Annotated in this window: 24 protein-coding genes; 1 reads left to right on the top strand and 23 read right to left on the bottom strand. The window is 67.9% G+C overall.

The window, feature by feature from the left end:
- The 21 genes from GF405_02340 to GF405_02240 all read right to left on the bottom strand — a co-directional run.
- The coding region (locus GF405_02340) for a D-alanine--D-alanine ligase (GenBank protein MBD3366998.1) at positions 1 to 740 on the bottom strand (740 nt) is incomplete at its 3' end.
- On the bottom strand, positions 737 to 2,188 hold the full coding sequence (locus GF405_02335) for a glutamate--tRNA ligase (GenBank protein MBD3366997.1): 1,452 nt from the start codon (positions 2,186 to 2,188) through the stop codon (positions 737 to 739). The genes GF405_02340 and GF405_02335, both read right to left, overlap by 4 nt.
- A 48-nt stretch (positions 2,189 to 2,236) precedes the next feature.
- Positions 2,237 to 2,653, bottom strand: a complete 417-nt coding sequence (locus GF405_02330) for a hypothetical protein (GenBank protein MBD3366996.1) — start codon at positions 2,651 to 2,653, stop codon at positions 2,237 to 2,239.
- A gap of 27 nt (positions 2,654 to 2,680) precedes the next feature.
- Positions 2,681 to 3,268 carry a flavodoxin family protein gene (locus GF405_02325; GenBank protein ID MBD3366995.1) on the bottom strand — a complete coding sequence of 196 codons (588 nt, stop codon included), beginning with the start codon at positions 3,266 to 3,268 and terminating at the stop codon, positions 2,681 to 2,683.
- On the bottom strand, positions 3,265 to 4,458 hold the full coding sequence (ispD, locus tag GF405_02320) for a 2-C-methyl-D-erythritol 4-phosphate cytidylyltransferase (GenBank protein MBD3366994.1): 1,194 nt from the start codon (positions 4,456 to 4,458) through the stop codon (positions 3,265 to 3,267). Before ispD ends, GF405_02325 begins: the two co-directional genes overlap by 4 nt.
- A 6-nt stretch (positions 4,459 to 4,464) precedes the next feature.
- Positions 4,465 to 5,874 (bottom strand): DNA repair protein RadA, encoded by a 1,410-nt coding sequence (radA, locus tag GF405_02315; GenBank protein ID MBD3366993.1) that lies wholly within the window; start codon positions 5,872 to 5,874, stop codon positions 4,465 to 4,467.
- A gap of 106 nt (positions 5,875 to 5,980) precedes the next feature.
- Positions 5,981 to 6,847 carry an MCE family protein gene (locus GF405_02310; GenBank protein MBD3366992.1) on the bottom strand — a complete coding sequence of 289 codons (867 nt, stop codon included), beginning with the start codon at positions 6,845 to 6,847 and terminating at the stop codon, positions 5,981 to 5,983.
- Between the two features lie 60 nt (positions 6,848 to 6,907).
- On the bottom strand, positions 6,908 to 7,705 hold the full coding sequence (locus GF405_02305) for an ATP-binding cassette domain-containing protein (protein ID MBD3366991.1): 798 nt from the start codon (positions 7,703 to 7,705) through the stop codon (positions 6,908 to 6,910).
- A gap of 12 nt (positions 7,706 to 7,717) precedes the next feature.
- Positions 7,718 to 8,494 carry an MlaE family lipid ABC transporter permease subunit gene (locus GF405_02300; GenBank protein ID MBD3366990.1) on the bottom strand — a complete coding sequence of 259 codons (777 nt, stop codon included), beginning with the start codon at positions 8,492 to 8,494 and terminating at the stop codon, positions 7,718 to 7,720.
- Between the two features lie 40 nt (positions 8,495 to 8,534).
- Positions 8,535 to 9,902 carry a replicative DNA helicase gene (gene dnaB / locus GF405_02295; protein MBD3366989.1) on the bottom strand — a complete coding sequence of 456 codons (1,368 nt, stop codon included), beginning with the start codon at positions 9,900 to 9,902 and terminating at the stop codon, positions 8,535 to 8,537.
- Between the two features lie 43 nt (positions 9,903 to 9,945).
- Positions 9,946 to 10,320 (bottom strand): diguanylate cyclase, encoded by a 375-nt coding sequence (locus tag GF405_02290; GenBank protein MBD3366988.1) that lies wholly within the window; start codon positions 10,318 to 10,320, stop codon positions 9,946 to 9,948.
- A gap of 21 nt (positions 10,321 to 10,341) precedes the next feature.
- The gene (locus GF405_02285; protein MBD3366987.1) at positions 10,342 to 10,551 is read right to left on the bottom strand and encodes a hypothetical protein; all 210 of its coding nucleotides are present in this window, start codon (positions 10,549 to 10,551) and stop codon (positions 10,342 to 10,344) included.
- A gap of 2 nt (positions 10,552 to 10,553) precedes the next feature.
- Positions 10,554 to 10,997, bottom strand: a complete 444-nt coding sequence (locus tag GF405_02280; protein ID MBD3366986.1) for a hypothetical protein — start codon at positions 10,995 to 10,997, stop codon at positions 10,554 to 10,556.
- Between the two features lie 44 nt (positions 10,998 to 11,041).
- The gene (locus tag GF405_02275) at positions 11,042 to 11,203 is read right to left on the bottom strand and encodes a hypothetical protein (protein ID MBD3366985.1); all 162 of its coding nucleotides are present in this window, start codon (positions 11,201 to 11,203) and stop codon (positions 11,042 to 11,044) included.
- 78 nt (positions 11,204 to 11,281) lie between these two features.
- Entirely contained in the window at positions 11,282 to 11,845 is a 564-nt protein-coding gene (locus tag GF405_02270; protein ID MBD3366984.1) for a DUF3795 domain-containing protein, read from the bottom strand.
- The gene (locus tag GF405_02265) at positions 11,757 to 12,338 is read right to left on the bottom strand and encodes a uracil-DNA glycosylase (protein MBD3366983.1); all 582 of its coding nucleotides are present in this window, start codon (positions 12,336 to 12,338) and stop codon (positions 11,757 to 11,759) included. The genes GF405_02270 and GF405_02265 overlap by 89 nt, the downstream gene beginning before the upstream one ends.
- 361 nt (positions 12,339 to 12,699) lie before the next feature.
- On the bottom strand, positions 12,700 to 13,968 hold the full coding sequence (coaBC, locus tag GF405_02260) for a bifunctional phosphopantothenoylcysteine decarboxylase/phosphopantothenate--cysteine ligase CoaBC (GenBank protein MBD3366982.1): 1,269 nt from the start codon (positions 13,966 to 13,968) through the stop codon (positions 12,700 to 12,702).
- Positions 13,961 to 14,182: a hypothetical protein gene (locus GF405_02255; protein MBD3366981.1), complete on the bottom strand. Its 222-nt coding sequence runs from the start codon at positions 14,180 to 14,182 to the stop codon at positions 13,961 to 13,963. The genes coaBC and GF405_02255 overlap by 8 nt, the downstream gene beginning before the upstream one ends.
- 47 nt (positions 14,183 to 14,229) lie before the next feature.
- A complete protein-coding gene (locus GF405_02250; protein MBD3366980.1) occupies positions 14,230 to 14,826 on the bottom strand; it encodes a guanylate kinase in 597 nt (198 codons plus the stop codon).
- 18 nt (positions 14,827 to 14,844) lie between these two features.
- On the bottom strand, positions 14,845 to 15,135 hold the full coding sequence (locus GF405_02245) for a DUF370 domain-containing protein (protein ID MBD3366979.1): 291 nt from the start codon (positions 15,133 to 15,135) through the stop codon (positions 14,845 to 14,847).
- On the bottom strand, positions 15,125 to 16,003 hold the full coding sequence (locus tag GF405_02240) for a YicC family protein (GenBank protein ID MBD3366978.1): 879 nt from the start codon (positions 16,001 to 16,003) through the stop codon (positions 15,125 to 15,127). The genes GF405_02245 and GF405_02240 overlap by 11 nt, the downstream gene beginning before the upstream one ends.
- 210 nt (positions 16,004 to 16,213) lie before the next feature.
- On the opposite strand from GF405_02240, the gene GF405_02235 reads away from it, so the two are divergent.
- Positions 16,214 to 17,635: a DUF814 domain-containing protein gene (locus tag GF405_02235; GenBank protein ID MBD3366977.1), complete on the top strand. Its 1,422-nt coding sequence runs from the start codon at positions 16,214 to 16,216 to the stop codon at positions 17,633 to 17,635.
- Here the strand turns inward: GF405_02235 and GF405_02230 are convergent.
- Positions 17,632 to 18,231 (bottom strand): DUF374 domain-containing protein, encoded by a 600-nt coding sequence (locus GF405_02230; protein MBD3366976.1) that lies wholly within the window; start codon positions 18,229 to 18,231, stop codon positions 17,632 to 17,634. The two genes, GF405_02235 and GF405_02230, sit on opposite strands and share 4 nt — an antisense overlap.
- Before the next feature lie 146 nt (positions 18,232 to 18,377).
- The coding region (locus tag GF405_02225) for a hypothetical protein (protein ID MBD3366975.1) at positions 18,378 to 19,100 on the bottom strand (723 nt) is incomplete at its 5' end.

Raw genomic sequence — 19,100 nt, 5'->3', positions numbered from 1 at the left:
TTGCTCTCGTAGTCGTAGAAGCCGCTCTCCGGCGCGATCTCGACGACCGGAAGGGCCTCGTCTCCGAGGACCGCCACGGTCATCTCCCTTCCCTCGACGTAAGGCTCGACCAGGACGCGGTCCGAGAACGACCCGGCCAGGGCGACCGCGGAGAGGTAATCGTCCGGGTCCCGTACGATGGTCAGCCCGACGGTGGAGCCCTGGTCGTTCGGCTTCACAACGACCGGGCAGCCGCCCAGATCCGCAAGTGCGCGCCTCGCGCGGTCGGCTCCCGGCTCGTCGGGCTTGAACGGGCCGTCCTGCGAGGACACGACCCGCCAGTCGGGGGTCGCGACCCCCGCGTCCCTGAAGAGCAGCTTCGACACATGCTTGTCCATGGCGAGAGCGCTCGCCCGGACCCCGCTCCCGGTGTAGCGCTTGCCAGCGAGTTCCAGAAGTCCCTGAATGGTGCCGTCCTCACCCGTCCCACCGTGCAGCGCCACGAAGACGACGTCTGCCTCGCGGACGGCGGAGCCCGCGACCGCGAGCAGTGCGGCGCCTTCTTCACGGAGCGACTCCGGAGGGGTCGTGCTCACCGACGGGCCGTCGCCCGACGGCTCGACAGCCTCTCCGCCCTTCGCCGTGTCGACAAGCAGCACACGGTGACCCCGCCCTGTCAGGGCCGCCCCGACGGCATGGGCGGTGACGAGCGAGACGTCCCGCTCCGTCGATGTGCCTCCCATCAGCACGGCGATCCTCATCCGGCTTCCCTCCGGGCCGTTCGCACGGCCTTCTTCAGTCTCTCTCCGATGCGTTCGGGCCCCAGAAGCCGGGCCACCTCGACGAGCGACGGACCGTGCGTCCTCCCCGTCAGCGCGGCGCGGACCGGCATGTAGAGACCGGCGCCCTTCAGACCCAGCTCCTTCCCCACGGCCTTGAGGGTGTCCTTGAACGTCCGCTCGTCCTCACCCCCCGGTTCCTCGAGGGCGGCGGCCAGAGTCTCGAGCAGCTCGGACGCACCTTCGGCCGCCAGCGCCTCGAGCGCCTCGTCCTCGACGTCGTACGAGCCGTCGAAGAAGCAGGCCGCCTCCACGGCGATGTCCGGGAGACGCGTCGCGTTCTCCCGCACCAGATCGACGATCGCCGGGACCCTCTCGTCGTCGGACGGGAGACCGGCTGCCTCGAGGAACGGCAGAATGAGCTCCACGATGCGCTCGAGGGGCTCCTCCCTGATGTGGTGGCCGTTGACCCAGTCGAGCTTGTCACCGTCGAACGCGGCCGCGCTCGAGGAGATCCTGTCCAGGGTGAACCGCTCGACCAGCTCGTCCCGCGAGAGGAGCTCCTGAGCATCGGGCGAGGACCAGCCGAGAAGCGCCAGGTAGTTGACGAGCGCCTCGGGAAGGTAGCCCGCCTCCCGGAACTCGGCGACCGACGTCGCGCCCTCCCGCTTCGAGAGCTTGCTGCGGTCCCGTCCGACGACGAGCGGAACGTGCGCGAACCGCGGAGGCTCCGCGTCCAGCGCCTCGGCGACGAGAAGCTGCCGCATCGTGTTGGACAGATGGTCGTCCGCGCGGATGACATGCGTGATGTCCATGGCCTGGTCGTCGACGACGACGGCGAAGTTGTAGGTCGGACGGCCGTCGCTCCTCAGGATAATGAAGTCGCCCAGCATCGGGGCCCGGAACACGACCTCGCCGCGGACGACGTCCTCGAACCGTATGTCGTGCTCCGGCCCGAAGAGACGGATCGTCGGCTCACGTCCCGCGGCCTCGCGGGCTCTCCGCTCCTCCTCGCTCAGGTGGCGGCACGTCCCGTCGTAGTGCGGGTGCCGCCCCTCCTCGAGCGCCTCCTGCCGCTTCTCCTCGAGCTCGTCGTCCGTGCAGTAGCAGCGGAACGCCTTCCCCTCCTCGACGAGCCGCTCCGCGCGCTCGCGGTAGATGTCGGTGCGTTCCGATTGCCGGTAGGGCCCGCGGGACCCGCCGACGTCCGGGCCCTCGTCCCAGAGGAGCCCCAGCCAGCGGAGGTCCTCGAGCACGGCGCTCTCCGACTCGGCCGTCGACCGGGCGATGTCGGTATCCTCGATCCTCAGGACGAACGAGCCGCCCTCATGCTTCGCGAACAGCCAGTTCATGAGGGCCGTCCTCGCCCCTCCGACATGGAGGTGGCCGGTCGGGCTGGGTGCGAATCGCACGCGTACGGAGGAACTCACCTCGAGGACTCCTTCCTGAATCGACACGGGACCGTTGCTCGATCGATGTCAGCTCATCTCGGCCGTCGGCTCACTCCCTCCGGTCGTGTCACCCATGGTCTCAGGCGCCGGGCGGCTCAGCTCCTCGGGCGTGAACCGGTACGGTTCCCCGGTCGTCGTGATGCCGGCCTGCGTCCAGCCGAACGCGACCTCGACCGCTGAGAGGTCCGGGTACCCCTCGTAGTTGTCACGCACGAACTCGGCGGCCTGCCGCGCCACCGCGGCCTGCTCGTCCTTCCTGTCGGCCGCCCAGTCGTCGAAACTGACTTTGAGGATGTTCTCGGCAGAGAAACTGACGGTGATGTCCTCGGTCCCGAACTCCTCGACGAGCGCCCGCTGGAGCTCGACGGCCTCCCTGACCTCTCCGCAGCCGAAGAGGGAAAGCAACAGCAGCGCGACGGCCATGAAGCACCCGATCCTCCTCACACAGCCTCCCTTGCATGTCCGGAACGATCAGCTCCCCGGGTGATCGACAATCCTTTCGAGGAGCCAGGCGATGTTCTCTCCGAGCGTCTTCATCGTCCGGACGCCCTCGTCGTCCCCGGTGACCTCGCCCTTCTCGCGGCCGATGCCGAGGTTCCAGTAGCTCGATCCGGGAATGATCATCTGGTTGATCGTGAAGAAGTGGTTGATCGAGTCGAACGCGTGGATGCTCCCCGCGCGGCGCACCGCGACGACGGCGGCGCCGAGCTTGCGCTTCAGGAGGCCCCCGTTCGCGCCGGAGACGAGCGTACCACGGTCGATGATCGCCTTGACCTCGGGCGTCAGGTCGGCGACGTAGGTCGGCGTTCCCAGGATGACCGCGTCGGCCGCCGTCATCTTCTCGAAGATCTCATTGAACGCGTCGTCTGTCACGGCGCAGCGGCCGTTCTTCTGAGAGAAGCAGCGGTAGCACGCGATACAGCCGGCCACCTTCCTTCCGGCGAGCTGTACGAGCTCCGTCTCGACCCCGTGGCTTTCGAGTTCGTCGGTCACCATCCGAATGAGCGTCGTTGTGTTGCCGTTCGTCCTCGGACTTCCGCTGACGGCAAGTGCTTTCACGTGTCCTCCCTGTCGTTTCCCGGCCGGAGCGTGGCCACGGCGGTGGCCGACATCGCCTCGCCCGCGCCCTCGGGGCCTGTTCCCTCCGTCGTCGTCGCCTTGACCGACACGGATCCGGGTGCGACGCCGAGGTGAACGGCGAGCCGCTCTCTCATCTCGTTGACGTGGGGAGCCAGACGCGGAGCCTCCGCGACGATCGTGACGTCGACGGCGCCCGGCTCGTAACCCGACTCCCGGACGATTCCGATCACGCGATCGAGGAGGTCGAGACTCGAAGCTCCGCGCCACCGGTCGTCGTCCGGCGGGAAGTGCACGCCGATGTCGCCCGCCGCCGCCGCGCCGAGCAGGGCGTCCATGACCGCGTGCGTCGCCACGTCGGCGTCCGAGTGCCCGTCGAGGCCCTTGTCGAACGGCACGGTCACGCCGCACAGCACGAGTTCCCGACCGGGCGTCAGCCGGTGCCGGTCGCAGCCGAAACCGACGCGCGTCGCCGGGCCGACGCCCAACCGGGCGGCGTCCCTCAGGCGGGCCAGCTCGAGATCGAGCCCCGTCGTCACCTTCGTGTTGCCGGGATCGCCCTCGACGACCGCGACGTCTTCGCCGGCGAGTTCGAGCACCTGCGCGTCGTCGGTGACGTCCTCGTCGGCGGCCTCGTACGCCGTCCTGAGCACCTCCGCCCTGAAACCCTGCGGCGTCTGGGTAGCGCGCAGCACACCCCGGTCGAGCGTCGCGAGCACCCGCTCTCCCTCGACACGCTTGATCGTGTCGGCAACCGGCACCGCCGGCACGGCCGCGCCGCAGGCCTGCGCCGCCCCCAGAACGCGCTCGACGACGTCTCCCGGGACGAACGGTCGCGCCGCGTCGTGGACGAGAACGACCTCGACATCATCCGAGAGCGCGGCGAGGCCCTTCCTGACGGAATCCTGCCGGCGCTTGCCCCCGGGAACGACCAGGAAGCTCGTCCCGTCCGCCTCGTGGTCTCCGGGGAGGCCTGAACACGTCAGGAGTTCCCCGGCCTCGACGACGCGGTCCGGCGGCGCCACGACGACGACCTCGTGTGTGAAGGGCACGACGGCGCGTAGCGCGACGATGAACATCGGCTCCCGTGCGAGCATGCGGAACTGCTTCGGAGTCCCTCCGCCGACCCGCGTCGAGGAACCTGCAGCAACGAGCACCAGTCCGACCCGCATCACCGATTAGACCTCCGTCCTGACCGGCGCCCCGGACGCGCCGCGGTTCGTCCGCTCGGAACCGACGGCCGCGTCAAGCGCCTGTCGGACCGTCGAGACCTCAACGATGTCGACACCGGAGGGACGCTCGTCGCGGGGGAGCGCTCCCTTCGGGACGATGACGCGCTCGTACCCCAGCCGGGCGGCCTCCTGCACGCGCTTCCCGGCGTGCGTGACCCGGCGCACCTCTCCGCCGAGCCCGAGTTCCCCGAACACGACCGTGCGCTCGGAGACGGGCCGGTCCCGGTAACTCGATGCGACTGCGACGGCTATCCCGAGATCGGCGGCCGGCTCGTCCACGCGGACGCCTCCTGCAACGCTCACGAAGACGTCTCGATTGCCCAGGCTCAGCCCGCCCTTCCGCTCCAGAACGGCGAGAAGGAGAGGCAATCTGCGCCGGTCGACGCCGGTGCTTGAACGCTGCGGCACGGCGTAGTTCGTCACCCCCGTCAGAGCCTGCACCTCGACCAGAATGGCCCGGGTTCCCTCGACGCAAGGGACGACCGCGGTCCCCGCACCCGCGTTCCGCTCCTCGGACAGGAAGAGGCCGGACGGGTCGGTCACCTCGGTCAGTCCGGAGGCCGTCATCTCGAAGACCCCGATCTCGTCGGTCGAGCCGAAACGGTTCTTGACCGCCCGCACAATACGGTACGGCAGGTGTTTGTCCCCCTCGAAGTAGAGAACTGTGTCGACCATGTGCTCGAGAATCCGAGGGCCGGCGATCGACCCCTGTTTGGTCACGTGGCCGATGAGGAAGACGGGGACGCCGGCCTCTTTGGCCAGCCTGACGAAGGCCGACGATGCCTCGCGGACCTGCGAGACGCTGCCGGGCGAACCGTTGGAATCGGGATGGTAGACCGTCTGGACCGAGTCGACGATGACGGCTCCCGGCTCAAGGGCGGCGGCCTCGTCGAGCACGGCGGTCACGTCGGTCTCGGTCAGCACGAGAATGCGCTCCGAGTCGATGCCGAGCCGCCGCGCCCTCAACCGGAGCTGCGACCGTGACTCCTCCCCGCTCACGTAGAGCACCGACTCGCCGCTCCGTGCCAGCGCGGCGCTCACCTGCAGCAGCAGCGTCGACTTGCCGATCCCGGGATCGCCGCCGACGAGCACGACGCCGCCGGGGACGATGCCGCCCCCGAGCGCACGGTCCAGCTCGCCGATGCCGGTGACGAGCCGCTCCCCCTCCTCCGCCTGGATGGTCCCGAGCGGGACCGGTCGGCGACGCTCGGAGGGAGGCCGCCCTCCCCTGCGGGAGGGCGCCGTTCTCTGTTCGACGAACGTGTTCCACTCGCCGCAGCCTGGACACTTCCCGAGCCACTTGGCCGACTCGTGTCCGCACGATGAGCAGAAGAAGACGGTCCGCTTCTTCGCCACGGCGTCCCTTTCTGTGTCAGGGGTCCCGCGCGACCGGTGTACCGGACCGAACCGCTCCGGCAGCGCGCCGTGAGAGGGCCTGCCCCGCCTGGCCGGTCCGGGGCTGCTAGAACAGCGAGAACTTCACGAAGCTCTTCGGGTTCCGCTTGATCTCCTCGACGAGGAGGCGGACCTCCCGCACGGCGGCCAGGAACTCATCGTGCGCTGCCTCGTCGGTCACCAGCCGCCCGAGCGTCCCCTCGCCGCGCTCGACACGGGAGATGATCGAGTCGAGCGAGGTCGACACGGTCTGAAGCTCCCGCGACACCTGCACCAGACCGGCCGAGGCGACCTCGAGCGAGTCGATCGTCGATGCGGCCGGGTCGCGCTTCTCGTCGATGAACTCACGAAGGTCGGCCGACGCGATTCTGAGGTCCTCGACGGCGAGCTTCAGACTTCCCGTGGCTTCGTTGGCGTTCTCGAGCGACTCTCGGACGAGCGCTCGTCCCTCCTCGTCCGACAGAAGCTCATCGGCCGCGGCGAGCACCGAGCGGATCTCGGTGAGAGCCTCTCCCATCTCGCTGACGACATCGCCGAGGCCCTTGTCGTAGATGCCCTCGGCCGTAGCACCGGGCTCGAGCACCTCGTCGCTCTGCCCGGGTCGCACCTGGACGACCTTGCTGCCGATGAGACCGTAGCTTGCCACGCTGATACGCGAGTCCACGGGTATCCGGATGTGCGGTTCGATCTCGACGTCGACGGCGACACGGCCGTCCGGGAGAAGCTCGAGGTTGAGCACCTCACCGGCATCCAGACCTGCGACGGTCACCTTGTCGCCCTGGCCCAGGCCCGCCACCTCGGGGAAGACGAAGCTCAGGTTGTACTGCTCGTCGTTGAACTTGAAACCGGCGAGCCACAGCATCCCCACCACGAGAATGACGCCGGCGATGGTGAGCGTCACGCCAACCCTGAACTCGTTCTCGTGTTCCTTCATCTCCGCTACATCCCTTCGATCCCGGCACAGGGCCGGAAGAGTCGTGACCGGGCCGCCCCGCTAGGCGAACGCGCCTCCGTCGCAGCTCGGCCCGTCGGTCCAGCTTCTCGATCGCTCCGGGTGTCCTCTGGCGATGAAGTTCCTCACCGCCGGGTTATCGGTCGTCGTCAGCTCGTCGGTCGTGCCCGAGAACGCGATCGCCCCCTCGGTCATGAGGGCGACGCGGTCGCCCGTGAAGCAGGCGCTGTGAAGATCGTGCGTGACGACGATCGACGTCGCGTTGACCTTCTTCTGGATCGACCTGATGAGCTCGTTGATCTGCTCCGCCATGACCGGGTCGAGACCTGTCGTCGGCTCGTCGTAGAGGATAACGTCCGGGTCGAGCGCGACGGCCCTCGCGAGCGCGACACGCTTCTTCATACCGCCCGATATCTCCGAAGGATACAGAGTCGAGATGCCCTCGAGCCCGACGAGTCCGAGCTTCTCCTCCACGATCCTCGAGAGTTCGGGATCTCTCATCCCTCGATGTTCCCTGAGCGGAAGCCCGACGTTCTCGCCGACCGTCATCGAATCAAAGAGCGCCGCGCCCTGAAAGACCATGCCGAAGCCTGTTCTGATCTTCGAGAGCTCCCGATGGTCCATCTCCGTGATGTCCTGTCCCTCGAAGAATATCGTGCCGCTGTCGGGCTTCATGAGCCCGATGATGTGTTTGAGGAGCACGCTCTTGCCGCAGCCGGAGGGCCCCAGCACGACGAGCGTCTGCCCGTCGTCGACGCTGAGACTCACGCCCTTCAGGACCTCGTGGTCGCCGAACGACTTTCTCAGATCCCTGACCTCGATGACCGGCTGCGTCGCCACGCTGACAAACTCCTAGTCGAAGATGATCTGGAACAGCAGGATGGCCAGGACGTAGTTCCCGATGAGAACGAGCACGCAGCTCGCGGCGACCGCCTTCGTCGCCGAGAGCCCGACGCCCACGGCCCCGCCGACCGTTCTGAATCCCGCGGCCGTGCCCATGAGCGCTATGAGACCGCCGAAGACGAACGCCTTGATCAGGCCGCCGAAGACGTCGTGGGCGAAGAAGAGCAGCTTCATCCCGTCGACGAACGTCTTGGGCGAGATCTCGAGCGAGGCGTAGCTGACGAAGAAGCCTCCGCTGATGGCCAGAACGTCGGCGAAGACGGTCAGGACCGGCAGCATGATGAGTGCGGCCACGAGTCTCGGCATCGCCAGATAGCGCACCGGGTCGATGGCCATGGCGTCCATGGCGTCGATCTGTTCGGTGACGCGCATCGTTCCGAGTTCGGCCGCGATCGAAGCGCTGACGCGACCCCCGACGACGAGCGACGTGAGGACGGGGCCGAGTTCGATGACGACAGACTTGTATATGGCCGTCGCGATGTAGATCTGCGGGACGAATTCCATCAGCTGATACGCCGCCTGAACGGCAGCGACCGCCCCGGTGAAGACCGACGTCATCACGACGAGAGGGAGCGACTCCACGCCGATGCGGCGCATCTGCTCGAGGATGAGGCGAACCGAACGAGGAATCATCCTCATCGCGAGGATGGAACGCCACAGAAGGACGCCCGAGTATCCCACCTCGCTGACGAGGTCGATGACGGCCCGTCCGAACGAAACGAAGATCCCACCGTCGCGCGTCGCCGGCGCGAAGGTCTCTGCGACGTCAGAGTTCCTCAATGCCTTCCTCGACCCTCATCGTGAGATTGTCGAAACGCGTGCACTCAGACGAGAACTGGAGGTTGACCGTGCCGGTCGGGCCGTTCCTCTGCTTGCCGACGATCACCTCGGCCAGCCCGACGTTCTCGGGCGTCGCCTCGTACTGCTCGGCCCGGTAGATGAACATCACGACGTCGGCGTCCTGCTCGATCGCTCCGGACTCGCGGAGGTCCGACAGTATCGGCCGGTGGTCGCCGCCCCTCGTCTCGACCGCCCGAGACAGCTGCGAGAGTGCGAGCACCGGGACCTCGAGCTCCTTGGCGAGCGCCTTGAGAGACCGCGAGATCTCCGAGATCTCCTGCTGCCTGCTCTCGACCCGTCCGACTCCCTTCATCAGCTGGAGGTAGTCCACGATGATGAGACCGACGTCGACCTCGGCCTTCAGGCGTCGTGCCTTCGAACGCATCTCAAGGACGCTCATGGCCGGCGTGTCGTCGATGTAGATCTGCGACTCGGAGAGAAGTCCGGCCGCCGTGGTCAGCCGGGACCAGTGACGGTCTGCGAGATAGCCGGTGCGCAGCTTGTGCGCGTCGACCCGCGCCTCGCTGCAGAGCATGCGCTGCACCAGCTGCTCCTGCCCCATCTCGAGGCTGAAGATGGCCGACGGGGTGTTCTCCTTGATGGCGGCGTTCGCCGCGATGTTCAGCGCGAACGCCGTCTTGCCCATCGACGGCCTGCCGGCGATGATCACGAGGTCGGACCTCTGGAACCCCGACGTCATCTTGTCGAGATCGACGAAGCCCGACGGCACGCCGGTGACGTGCTGCTTCTTGTCGTAGAGCTCCTGGATGACCTCGAAGCTGTGCTTGAGGATCTCGCGCATCGGCGAGAAGTCGCGCCGCACGCGCGATTGTGCGATCTCGAAGATCATGTGCTCGGCGCGGTCGAGGATGTCGGACGCCTCACCCGAGGCGTCGTAGGCCTCCTGGATGACCTCGGTGGCGACGCCGATGAGCCTGCGGAGGACGGCCTTCTCGAGAACGATCTTCGCATGGTATCGGATGTTGGCCGCCGTCGCGACGCTTCCGAGGATCTCGGACAGATAGGCCGCCCCGCCGACATCGTCGAGTTCCTTGGTGCGCTTGAGTTCCTGTGTCAGCGTCACGAGATCGACCGCCTCGTCGCGCGAAAAGAGGTCGATCATCGAGCGGAAGATCTTGCGGTGCGCCTCGCGATGGAACGAGCTCGCATCGAGGAGCTCGGACGCGACGCCGATGGCCGACTGGTCGAGCAGCATGGCTCCCAGCACGGCGAGCTCGGCCTCGTTGGCCTGGGGCGGAAGTCTGTCGACCGTCGCGGCCGTTGCGGCGCGCATCGTCTTCTCCGCGGTGCTCATGGTCGTTCTCCCGGTTATCCCCTCAGTCGGCGCAGCCGTGCTCGCTGTGCGAGCAGGTCTCGTCGGACGTCACCTCGTGGAGCTCCCCACGGCCGAGCGCATCGACGTTCTCCTTCGCCGTCGCGCCGGACGCCCGATAGACACGCACGCCGGCCTCACCCAGCTTCGCGACGGCCCTGGGGCCGATGCCCCCGACGATCATCGCGTCCAGCGTTCCGACCTGCAGATTGTCGAGCGGCCTGCAGCCGCCGTGCTCATGCTCACCCTCGGTGCCCTCGACCAGCGTCGACGTGCCCGAGTCAGTGTCGTGGATCAGATACGCCGGAGCCGCTCCGAAGTGCGCGCAGACCCTGGCGGAGAGGTCCTTCCCTCCCTCGATCGGAATGCAGACCTTCACGCTGTCCCCCCATCTACGTTGTCAGTCGTTCGCGCAACCTGAGCGCCTGAAGCAGAACGCGCTCACGAACACCCAGATGAGACCGGCGGCCGTCAGACCGAAGGCGGCGAAGACCTCCTGGGGCCCGGCGCCGCCCGCGGCGACCGTCATCCAGGGGACGACGGACGCCATCAGGAACGCCGAGGCGGCCAGCGCGGCGAGCCAGCCTCCGACCCTGGTCCCGATCTTCATCCTCAGTAGTCCTCCCCGCGGAACAGCAGAGGTCTGCCTTCGCTGCGGCGTTCGTAGCCGACGACCCTGCCGACGATCAACTTGAGGTCACCCAGATCGTGCACCTGCGCGACGCGGCAGTCGATCGTCGCGAGACATCGGTCGAGCAGAGGGGCACCGGTCTCGCCCGCGTGCCACTGCACGCCGGCCAGCTTGTCGGTCTCACGGCTCGACAACGCCCCGAAGCGTCGCGCGAGCTCGAGCTGGTCGCTCGCCAGGATGCTCATTCCGAACGCACCGGAGTCGAGAATGAACTCGCGCGTCGCGCTCTGAGACCCTATGGAGAGTACCACATGGTCCGTGCCTGCCTGCGACGCCCACGCCACGGCGAGTCCCCGCATCGCTTCGCCCTGCCGGGCGCAGACGATCGAGACGCCGTGCACGAGCATGTCGTACGGGAAGGACACGGTACCTCCGTCTCACCGGCGACGCGCGGAAGCCGCGCCGCGGACTAGGTCAGCGCCGAGCCCAGGAAGTACGGCCACACGAGCAGCGCGAAGACCGCCTTCCCGAACGAGAGCTCGACGAACCCGATCGTGAAGAGCCACCCGATGATCCAGACCGGTCCCATGATGCCGGCCACCTCGAGCTTACCGCGAACCTCGCTGGCCATGCCGTGCCTCCTCAGGTCGCCGCCTGTATGGACTTCGCGCGACGCTTCCGCGCGCGGGGCCGGTGCCCCGCCGCGCCGTCAGTCGCGGTCCGCCGTGCAGATTTCCGAGTAGCAGAGACCTCTCGCCACGCGTTCGTCCTGCTCCTCGAGCCACGCCTCGACCCCGAGTTCCCTCAGCCGTTCGTGCTCGGCCTTCAGGGTCGGGAACTGCGAGAGCATCTCACCGATGCGTGTGCAAGGGTAGTCGTCACAGAAGACGCAGATCTCGATGTCGCGCTCCCGGGCGCAGCGTGAGATCTCGCACCCGAGCGCTTCGCCCATCTCCCGACAGCCCCGACAGACGCCGTCGGCCTCGACGAGTCCCGCCAGATAGCTCCAGAACTCCTCGAAGCCGGGTCGGTCGGCGGCGCCGTGCTCGTGTCCCGCGGCGACCAGCGCGTCCAGAAGCGCGGACGCTCTGGCGGGAATGCGCGATCTCGAGTCGCACAGATCGCAGTAGAGCCCGCAATAGGAGATCAGTTCCCTTCGCCCCACATGTCCTCCGGTGTGTCGGTCAGTCCCTCTCGTACTCACGCTTGATGAGGAGAAAGTCCTGCCAGATGGGCCGCTTGTACTTCGGGTCCCTGAGCGCGGCGGCCGGATGGTACGTCGGGATCACACGGATGTCCCCTGAGCGGTAGATCTTCCCCCTCAGACTGCCCATCGAACCCCGCATTCCCAGAAGCGTCTGCGTGGCCGGCAGGCCGAGCGTGCAGATGATTCGGGGTTTGATGAACTCATACTGCCTGGCCAGGTACGGCAGGCACGACTCGATCTCATTCGAGAGCGGCGTCCTGTTCCCCGGCGGCCGGCACTTGATGATGTTCGCGATGTAGACGTCGTCCCGCTCGATGGCGGCGCTCTCGAGGATCTTGTCGAGCAGCTTGCCGGCCCGTCCGACGAACGGCACGCCCGACAGGTCCTCGTCCTTGCCCGGCGCTTCCCCGACGAACATCAACCTGGCGTTCGTGTTCCCCGTTCCGAAGACAACGTTGTTCCGTCCTCTCGCGAGTTCGCACCGCTCGCACGCGCCGGCGAGGGCCGCGACCTCATCGAGCGACGATGCGGCGTCCAGACCCGACGTTTCCGAGAACATATCGGGCGCCGCCCCGGCGGCCGCCAGGACGATCTGGGCCTCGACGATCTCGGGATCGGGAATCGCATCGGCGGCGGCCTCGGCGTCGAGCGCCCTCGCGCGGCGTCTGCGGGCCTCGTCGGGCGACGCGGCCCCGGTCGGCTGATCCGCCCCGGCGGGCCTGCTCTCTGAAGCCTCCCCGGGCGACTCCGTCTCACTCTTCGTCCTTGTCGGGGCTGCCACCCGTTCGACGCGACGCGACACGGCGCAGGACGGGCCCTCCCTGACGACGCTCACGGCCTCCTCGGAGAGACAGAGCTCCGTCTCGCCCGTCTCCTTCAGTCCGCGGAAGAACGCGGCCGCCAGCTCTCTCGGATCGCGGTCACTCATCGCGCCCCCAGCCCAGCTCATCGATCGCTCTCCGGAGGATGACAGCGGCCAGGTCGCTCTTCGACATCGTGCCGGTCTTCTCGATCGCTCCGGTTCGACCGATCAGCGTAGCGACGTTGGTCTCGGTGCCGAACCCCGCCCCTTCGACGAGCGGGTTGTTCACAACGATGAGGTCCAGGTTCTTCTCCTCGAGCTTCGCTCGGCCGTACTCCTCTTCGTTCTCCGTCTCGAGGGCGAACCCGACGAGCCCCTGACCGGACCTCTTCCTCGAACCGGCCTCGGCCAGGATGTCCTCGGTCGCCTCGAACTCGATCGTCACGCTCTCCGCGCCCTTCTTGATCTTCCTCTCCGAGACGTCGACCGGCCGGTAGTCGGACGGCGCGGCGGCCATGACGAGCAGGTCGATCGAGTCGAGACGTTCCATGACGGCCTCGTACATTTCGCGCGTCGTCCGCACCGGGACGAACGCGACGCCCTCCGGCGGAACGAGCGAGGTCCTGCCCGAGACCAGCACCACCTCGGCCCCGTGACGGAGCGCACGCTCAGCGACGGCGAAGCCCATCGAGCCCGTCGACGCGTTGCCCACGTGCCGCACCGGGTCGATCGGCTCCTCCGTCGGCCCCGCCGTGACGAGCACACGGCGGCCTGCGAGGTCCTGCGGCGGAAGCAGAAGGCGCTTCGCCAGCTCGATGATCACGGACGTCTCGGCGAGCCTCCCCCGTCCCGACGCGCCGCTGGCGAGCCGCCCAGACTCCGACTCCACGATGTGAACCCCGCGCGAACGGAGGATCGAGACGTTCTCCTCGACGGCATCGGAGTCCAGCATGTTGACGTTCATCGCGGGCGCGACGATCACGGGACACGTCATCGCCAGGAGCTCCGTGGAGAGGAAGTCGTCCGCGATGCCGCCGGCCATCTTGCCGATGATGTTCGCCGACGCGGGGGCCACGATGACGAGATCGGCGGCCTCGGCCAGGTGGATGTGTGTCAGATGGTCGTCGCCTTCGAGGGCATCCTCGGCTGGCGTCGTGCCGGCACGCCGCTCGGGCCACATGTCGGTGATGACCTCATTGCCGGACAGCGTCTCGAACGTCAGCGGCTGGACGAAGCGCGTCGCGTTCGCGGTCATCGCCACGACAACGTTCGCCCCCAGCGCGGAGAGGCCCGTCACGACGGACGGCGCCTTGAACGCCGCGATGCTCCCGGTCACGCCCAGGACGACGGTCCGACCGGAGAGCGGTCCGCGAGGTCGACTACTCATCGCCCTTCTCGTCCTCTTCCTCTTCGCGGAACTCATACTCGACCTCTCCGTCGGTTATGAGCTCGAGGGCGAGCGAGGTGATCTTCTCGTCGGGGTCCGGCCTGTCCTCCGGATCCATGTTGTGCAGGCGACGCGCGACCTTCGCCGCGAGGATCGCTCCAAGATACTCGTTCTCGGCGTACTTCAGGAGGTCTTCCTTCTTGAGCTGCTTCACGTTCTCCTCCTCGTGGGGAGCGCCGCGAGGCGCGTCCCGGTGTCCGCTCAGTCCGCCCCGTCCGGACGGGCGCGTCGTTCTGCGATCTTCTCGAGCACCGTCTCGACCGTCTCGTCGAGGTCGTTGTTCGTCACCTGTTCATCGTACTTCGAGCTCCACTCGAGCTCGCCGATCGCGTTCGCGAGACGCTGCGCGATGACCTCCTCGTCGTCGGTCGCCCTTCCGCGAAGCCTCTCCTCGAGCTCCTCCCTCGACGGGGGTTCGATGAAGATCAGAAGCGCCTCGGGGAAGAGCCGCTTGATCGACATACCGCCCTGGACGTCCAGGTCCATGATGACGTCCGCCCCCAGATCGAGGCCCTCGCTGATAACTGAGGCCCGCGTCCCGTAGCGGTACCCGTGCACCTCCGCCCACTCCGCCAGTGCGCCGTCCTCCACGAGTTCGTCGAAGACCTGGTCGTCGACGAACTCGTAGTGGTCGCCGGACGTCTCTCCCCGTCTCGGGGGACGGGTCGTCACCGAGACCGAGTACGTGACCTGGGGGTCGCTCTCGAGGACCTGCTGTACGATCGTCGTCTTGCCGACCCCTGAGGGACCCGACACGACGATCGGGAACCCCCGGCGGTCGGGCGTGCCCTCGACCACAGGTCACTCCCCTTCCGTTCAGGACTCCGCGGCCTCGTCACGGCCCTCGAGGCGCTGCGTGATGGTCTCGACGCCGACGGCCGAGAGGATGACATGATCGGAGTCGGTGACGATGACCGCGCGGGTTCTTCGTCCCTGCGTCGCGTCGACGAGCCTCCCCGAGGCCTTCGCGCTGTCCTTCATCCGCTTGACCGGAGCCGACCCCGGGGTGACGACCGCCACGACCCGCTCGGCCGCCACGACATTGCCGAAACCGATGTTGAGGAGCCCGGCGCCCCCGCCGGGCCTCTCGACCTTCCTACTCGACATTCTGCACCTGCTCCCGGAGCTTCTCGATCTCCTCCTTGAGCGAGAGGGCCGATCCCGCGACATCGACGTCCGAGGTCTTCGAGCCGATCGTGTTGGCCTCGCGATGCATCTCCTGCACCAGGAAGTTGAGGCGCTTCCCGACCGGCGCGTCCTCCTCGAGGCACCGTCGCGCGTGCTCGACGTGAGCGTTCAGACGCACGACCTCTTCCGTGTAATCCGATCTCTCGGCGGCCTGGGCCAGCTCCTGCGCGAGCCGCGTCTCGTCCACGGGCGGCGTCTCGCCCATGAGCTCGGTGATGCGCTCCCTCAGCCGGTTCTTGAGAGCCTGAGCGGCGTCGGGAGCCGCGGCCGTCATCACGGAGACGTGCTTCTCGATCAGGTCGAGCCGTCCCGCGAGCTCCTCGCCGAGCCTTCTGCCCTCTTCCTCACGCATGGCGATCATGCTCTCGAGCGACTCGCTGATCCCGGGCTCCAGAGCGTCCCAGACCTCGTCGGCCGCGGGCGTCGTCTCTCCCTGCTCGAAGACCTGCTGGAACCTGGCCAGGAGGTCGATCGAGACCTCGCCGGGAAGCGAGAGCTCATCGGCGACCGAGCGCAGCTCCGTCACGAGCCTGGCCGCCACCTCGCGGTTCACTGTCGGCCCCTCGGCGGGCCCCGTTCCGCTCCATTCGACGTAGACGGAGACGCGCCCGCGCTCGATCCTCGCTTCGAGAAGCGACCGGATGCGGTCCTCGACCTGCGTGATGATGCGGGGGCCTCTGATCTGGACATCGAGGAAACGCTGGTTGACCGAGCGCATCTCGACGCGGACCCTGCTGCCGTCGGTCGCCCGCTCGGAACAACCATACCCCGTCATGCTCCTGAGCACGACGCCTCCTTGAGCTTCGAAACCGTTTCGGGAGTGAGTCTTGACGATACTACCCGGGGACCCTCTCAGTCAACGACATGTGGGGTCTTCGGGCGCTTATCGGAGCTTGGCCCCCCCACGTTGACCGGCGCTGCCGCCCCCCGTATACTGCCCACGGACGACGTGACACGTCCGACATGCGGACGGGCAGCGCGAACGCGGGGTGCACCGATGAACCGAGCCGGTCTCGACAACCTGATGAGCGAACTCGCCCCGCGTCTCACGGGACGGCGCGTGACGCGCATCAAGGCGCCGGCCGACGGGACGACCGTCCTCGAGCTGGCGGGTTCTCCGGGCGGGTCGCTGGTCGTCTTCACGGACCAGGCGCTGCCGCTCCTCTTCCTCGAGCAGGATGATGCGGTCCCCGGGGAAGGCGACGCGCCGCCGCACCTGCGCTCCCTGAAAGGCGGGGAGATCGTGTCCGCCGGGCTCGGGCCGGGCGGCCCGTCGGCCGCGTTCGTGCTGAGGCGCCGCGACCCCGTCGGCATCGAGACCGACGTGGGGCTCGTTGTCGACCTCGGCAGACGGCCGTCGCTCTCGCTCGATCCGTCGGGCCGGGTCGAACCGGAAGAGCCCCATGCCGACGACCCGACCGGTGCCTCGGTCTCGTGGTGGAGGGACGAGGCCGGCCGCCTCCATGTCCGCATCGGACGGTCTCCTCACGAGAAGGCGGCGGAGAAGAGGACGTTCGACACGTGGAACGAGGCCGCGCGGTTCGCCTACCGGGAACACGCCGCCACCATCCTCGACGATAGACGCCGCAAGACGGTGCTCCGGGCGCTCAGGCGCCGTCTCAAGAGGAAGCGCCGCGCCGTGGAGCGGGTGCGCCGAGGGCTCTCCCGCGCGGAGCGGACGGACGAGTTCCGCCATAAGGGTCAGCTCCTCCTCGCCCGCAAGGGCGACTTCCGGAGGGGCGAGAGGCTCCAGAAGCTCGTCGACTACGACGGCGACTCGGTGGTCGAGATCGAGGTCGACCCGAGAAGGAGTGCCGTCGACAACGCGGAGAGCTACTTCCGTCGCGCGAGGAAGGCCGAACGCGTCGCCCAGCGTTCACCGGCCCGTCTCCGCGAGCTCGAACGCGAGATCGAGGCCATTGAGAAGCAGATCGAGGCGACGGAGGAAGCGACGGGAAGGACACTCCGGAAGCTCGAGGACCGTCACGCGGCCCGACCGGCGAAGGGGAACCGAGCGGGGGGAGACGAGGAACGGATCCGGTTCCGGAGCTACGTCGTCACTGGGGGCTGGGAGGTGCTCGTTGGGAAATCGAACAGGGATAACGACCTCCTGACCCAGCGCGTCGCCGCTCCCTCCGACCTCTGGTTCCACGCCAGACAGGCTCCCGGCTCGCACGTCGTGCTTCGAAGAGCGGGCCGCAAGGACGAGCCGGACAGGCGCGCGATCCTCGAGACGGCGGCGATCGCCGCGTACCACAGCAAGGCCGGGAAGTCGTCGAAGGTCGCCGTGCTCTACACGGAGAAGCGCCACGTCCGGAAGCCGAAGGGCGCCAAGCCGGGCCTGGTGTCGGTCAGCCGCGAGGAGGTCGTCCTCGTCCGTCCGCAGCTGCCCGAGCCGACCGGCGGCCCCGACGGCTAGCAGACGTCACCGGCATCCACGCGCCGCCCCGCGAGCCTGTCGGCCTCCGCGGTCGCGGCGTTGAGCGTACGATCGAGGTCGGTCGTCTCGAACCCCTCCCCCGGACGGATCGGCTCACCGACGACGATGACCCCCCTGGAGAACGGCACGGGAAGTAGGTAGCGGCACCACGTCTCGCGGATGAAAAGGGCCCTGGAGCTCGATGCCGCGACGGGGACGATCGGCCACCCGAGCGTTCTGGACAGATGGAGTATCCCCGCCTTCGATCGGTGGACCGGCCCCTTCGGACCGTCGACGGCCAGGGTTCCGGGACCGCGTTTCCTGAGCGTCCGGACAAGCCGGACGAGGGCCTCGGCGGGCCGGCGCTTGCTCGAACCGCGCACGAACCGGTATCCGAAGCGTCCCATCACGCGACGCTGGATCTCGCCCGCCCAGCTCTTCTCGACGAGCGTTACCACACCTCTCCCACGGAACCCCCAGATCAGCAGAAACTGCCGCCCGTGCCAGAAGGCGTAGAGAACGCGCTCGGGGTCCTCCCGTCCGTAGGCGGGGGCGATGCTCCACGAGAGCCTCACCGAGCGCGCGAGCCCCGCCATCACGCACCAGGCGACGAAGCCCAGGACGTTCAGGAACGGGTCCGAGCGGGTGATCCTGCGGCGTATGAGTTTCAGGGACGACAGAGGAACCTCCGGAGCGAAGCGGGAACGGCACGGGGCGGGCAGTGGAGCGCCCGCGGGCGGCGTCAGCCTCTCCTGACCACACCGTAGTGCTCGTAGAACCGCCTGACCCTCGGGTCGATGAGCAGCGGGAAGAAGGCCTGGTGCCCGAGGTCCGGATAGTTGTTGCCCTCGAGCACGGCGAAGCCGTCCTCGGTGATGACGATGTCCCAGCCGACGTAAGGGATGTAGGCCATCTCGCGACAGAGGTCAAGGAGCCGGGCGGTGACGCGGTCCCAGTGCGGCAGTCGCAGGCCCGCCAGCCCGGCGCCGGTGTCCGGATGGTTCTCGAACATTCTGTCCTCGCCGCGCGCGTGGCCCGAGTGACCCCGCACGAGCACGCCGCGGTCGACGTCGACCAGCACGGCGATCCCTCCCCGCGAGCAGTTGTCGGTCGGCACGGACGAGGGCCGTCCGAAGCGATGCCCGGCGAAAGGGATAAAGGGGTCGCGCGTTACCGGGTCCCACATGGTGAGGACCCGTATGGAGTTGGTCGAATGCGGGAACACGGTGTCGGCGTACGCATGCTGACGGATGAACTGCGACACGACGCCGTCGCGCACGTTTCGGAGCATCGCGCGCGCCTCGTCCCGCGTCCGCACGACGTGGTCGACGGCCACGCGGCCGTGTTCTTGCGTGACGGCCATCACCCGCACGCCGCTCCCTCCGCTCCACGGTTTGACCACGAACCAGTGGCCGCCCTCGACCGCGTCGAGCAGATCGTCGACCGAGCGAATCCGGAGCTCCGT

Origin of the sequence: Candidatus Effluviviaceae Genus V sp. (genome assembly GCA_014728125.1) — a bacterium.
Classification (GTDB): Bacteria; Joyebacterota; Joyebacteria; order Joyebacterales; family Joyebacteraceae; genus WJMD01.
Note: the sequence above shows the minus strand (reverse complement) of the source record. Positions and strands in the feature narration are given on the sequence as shown.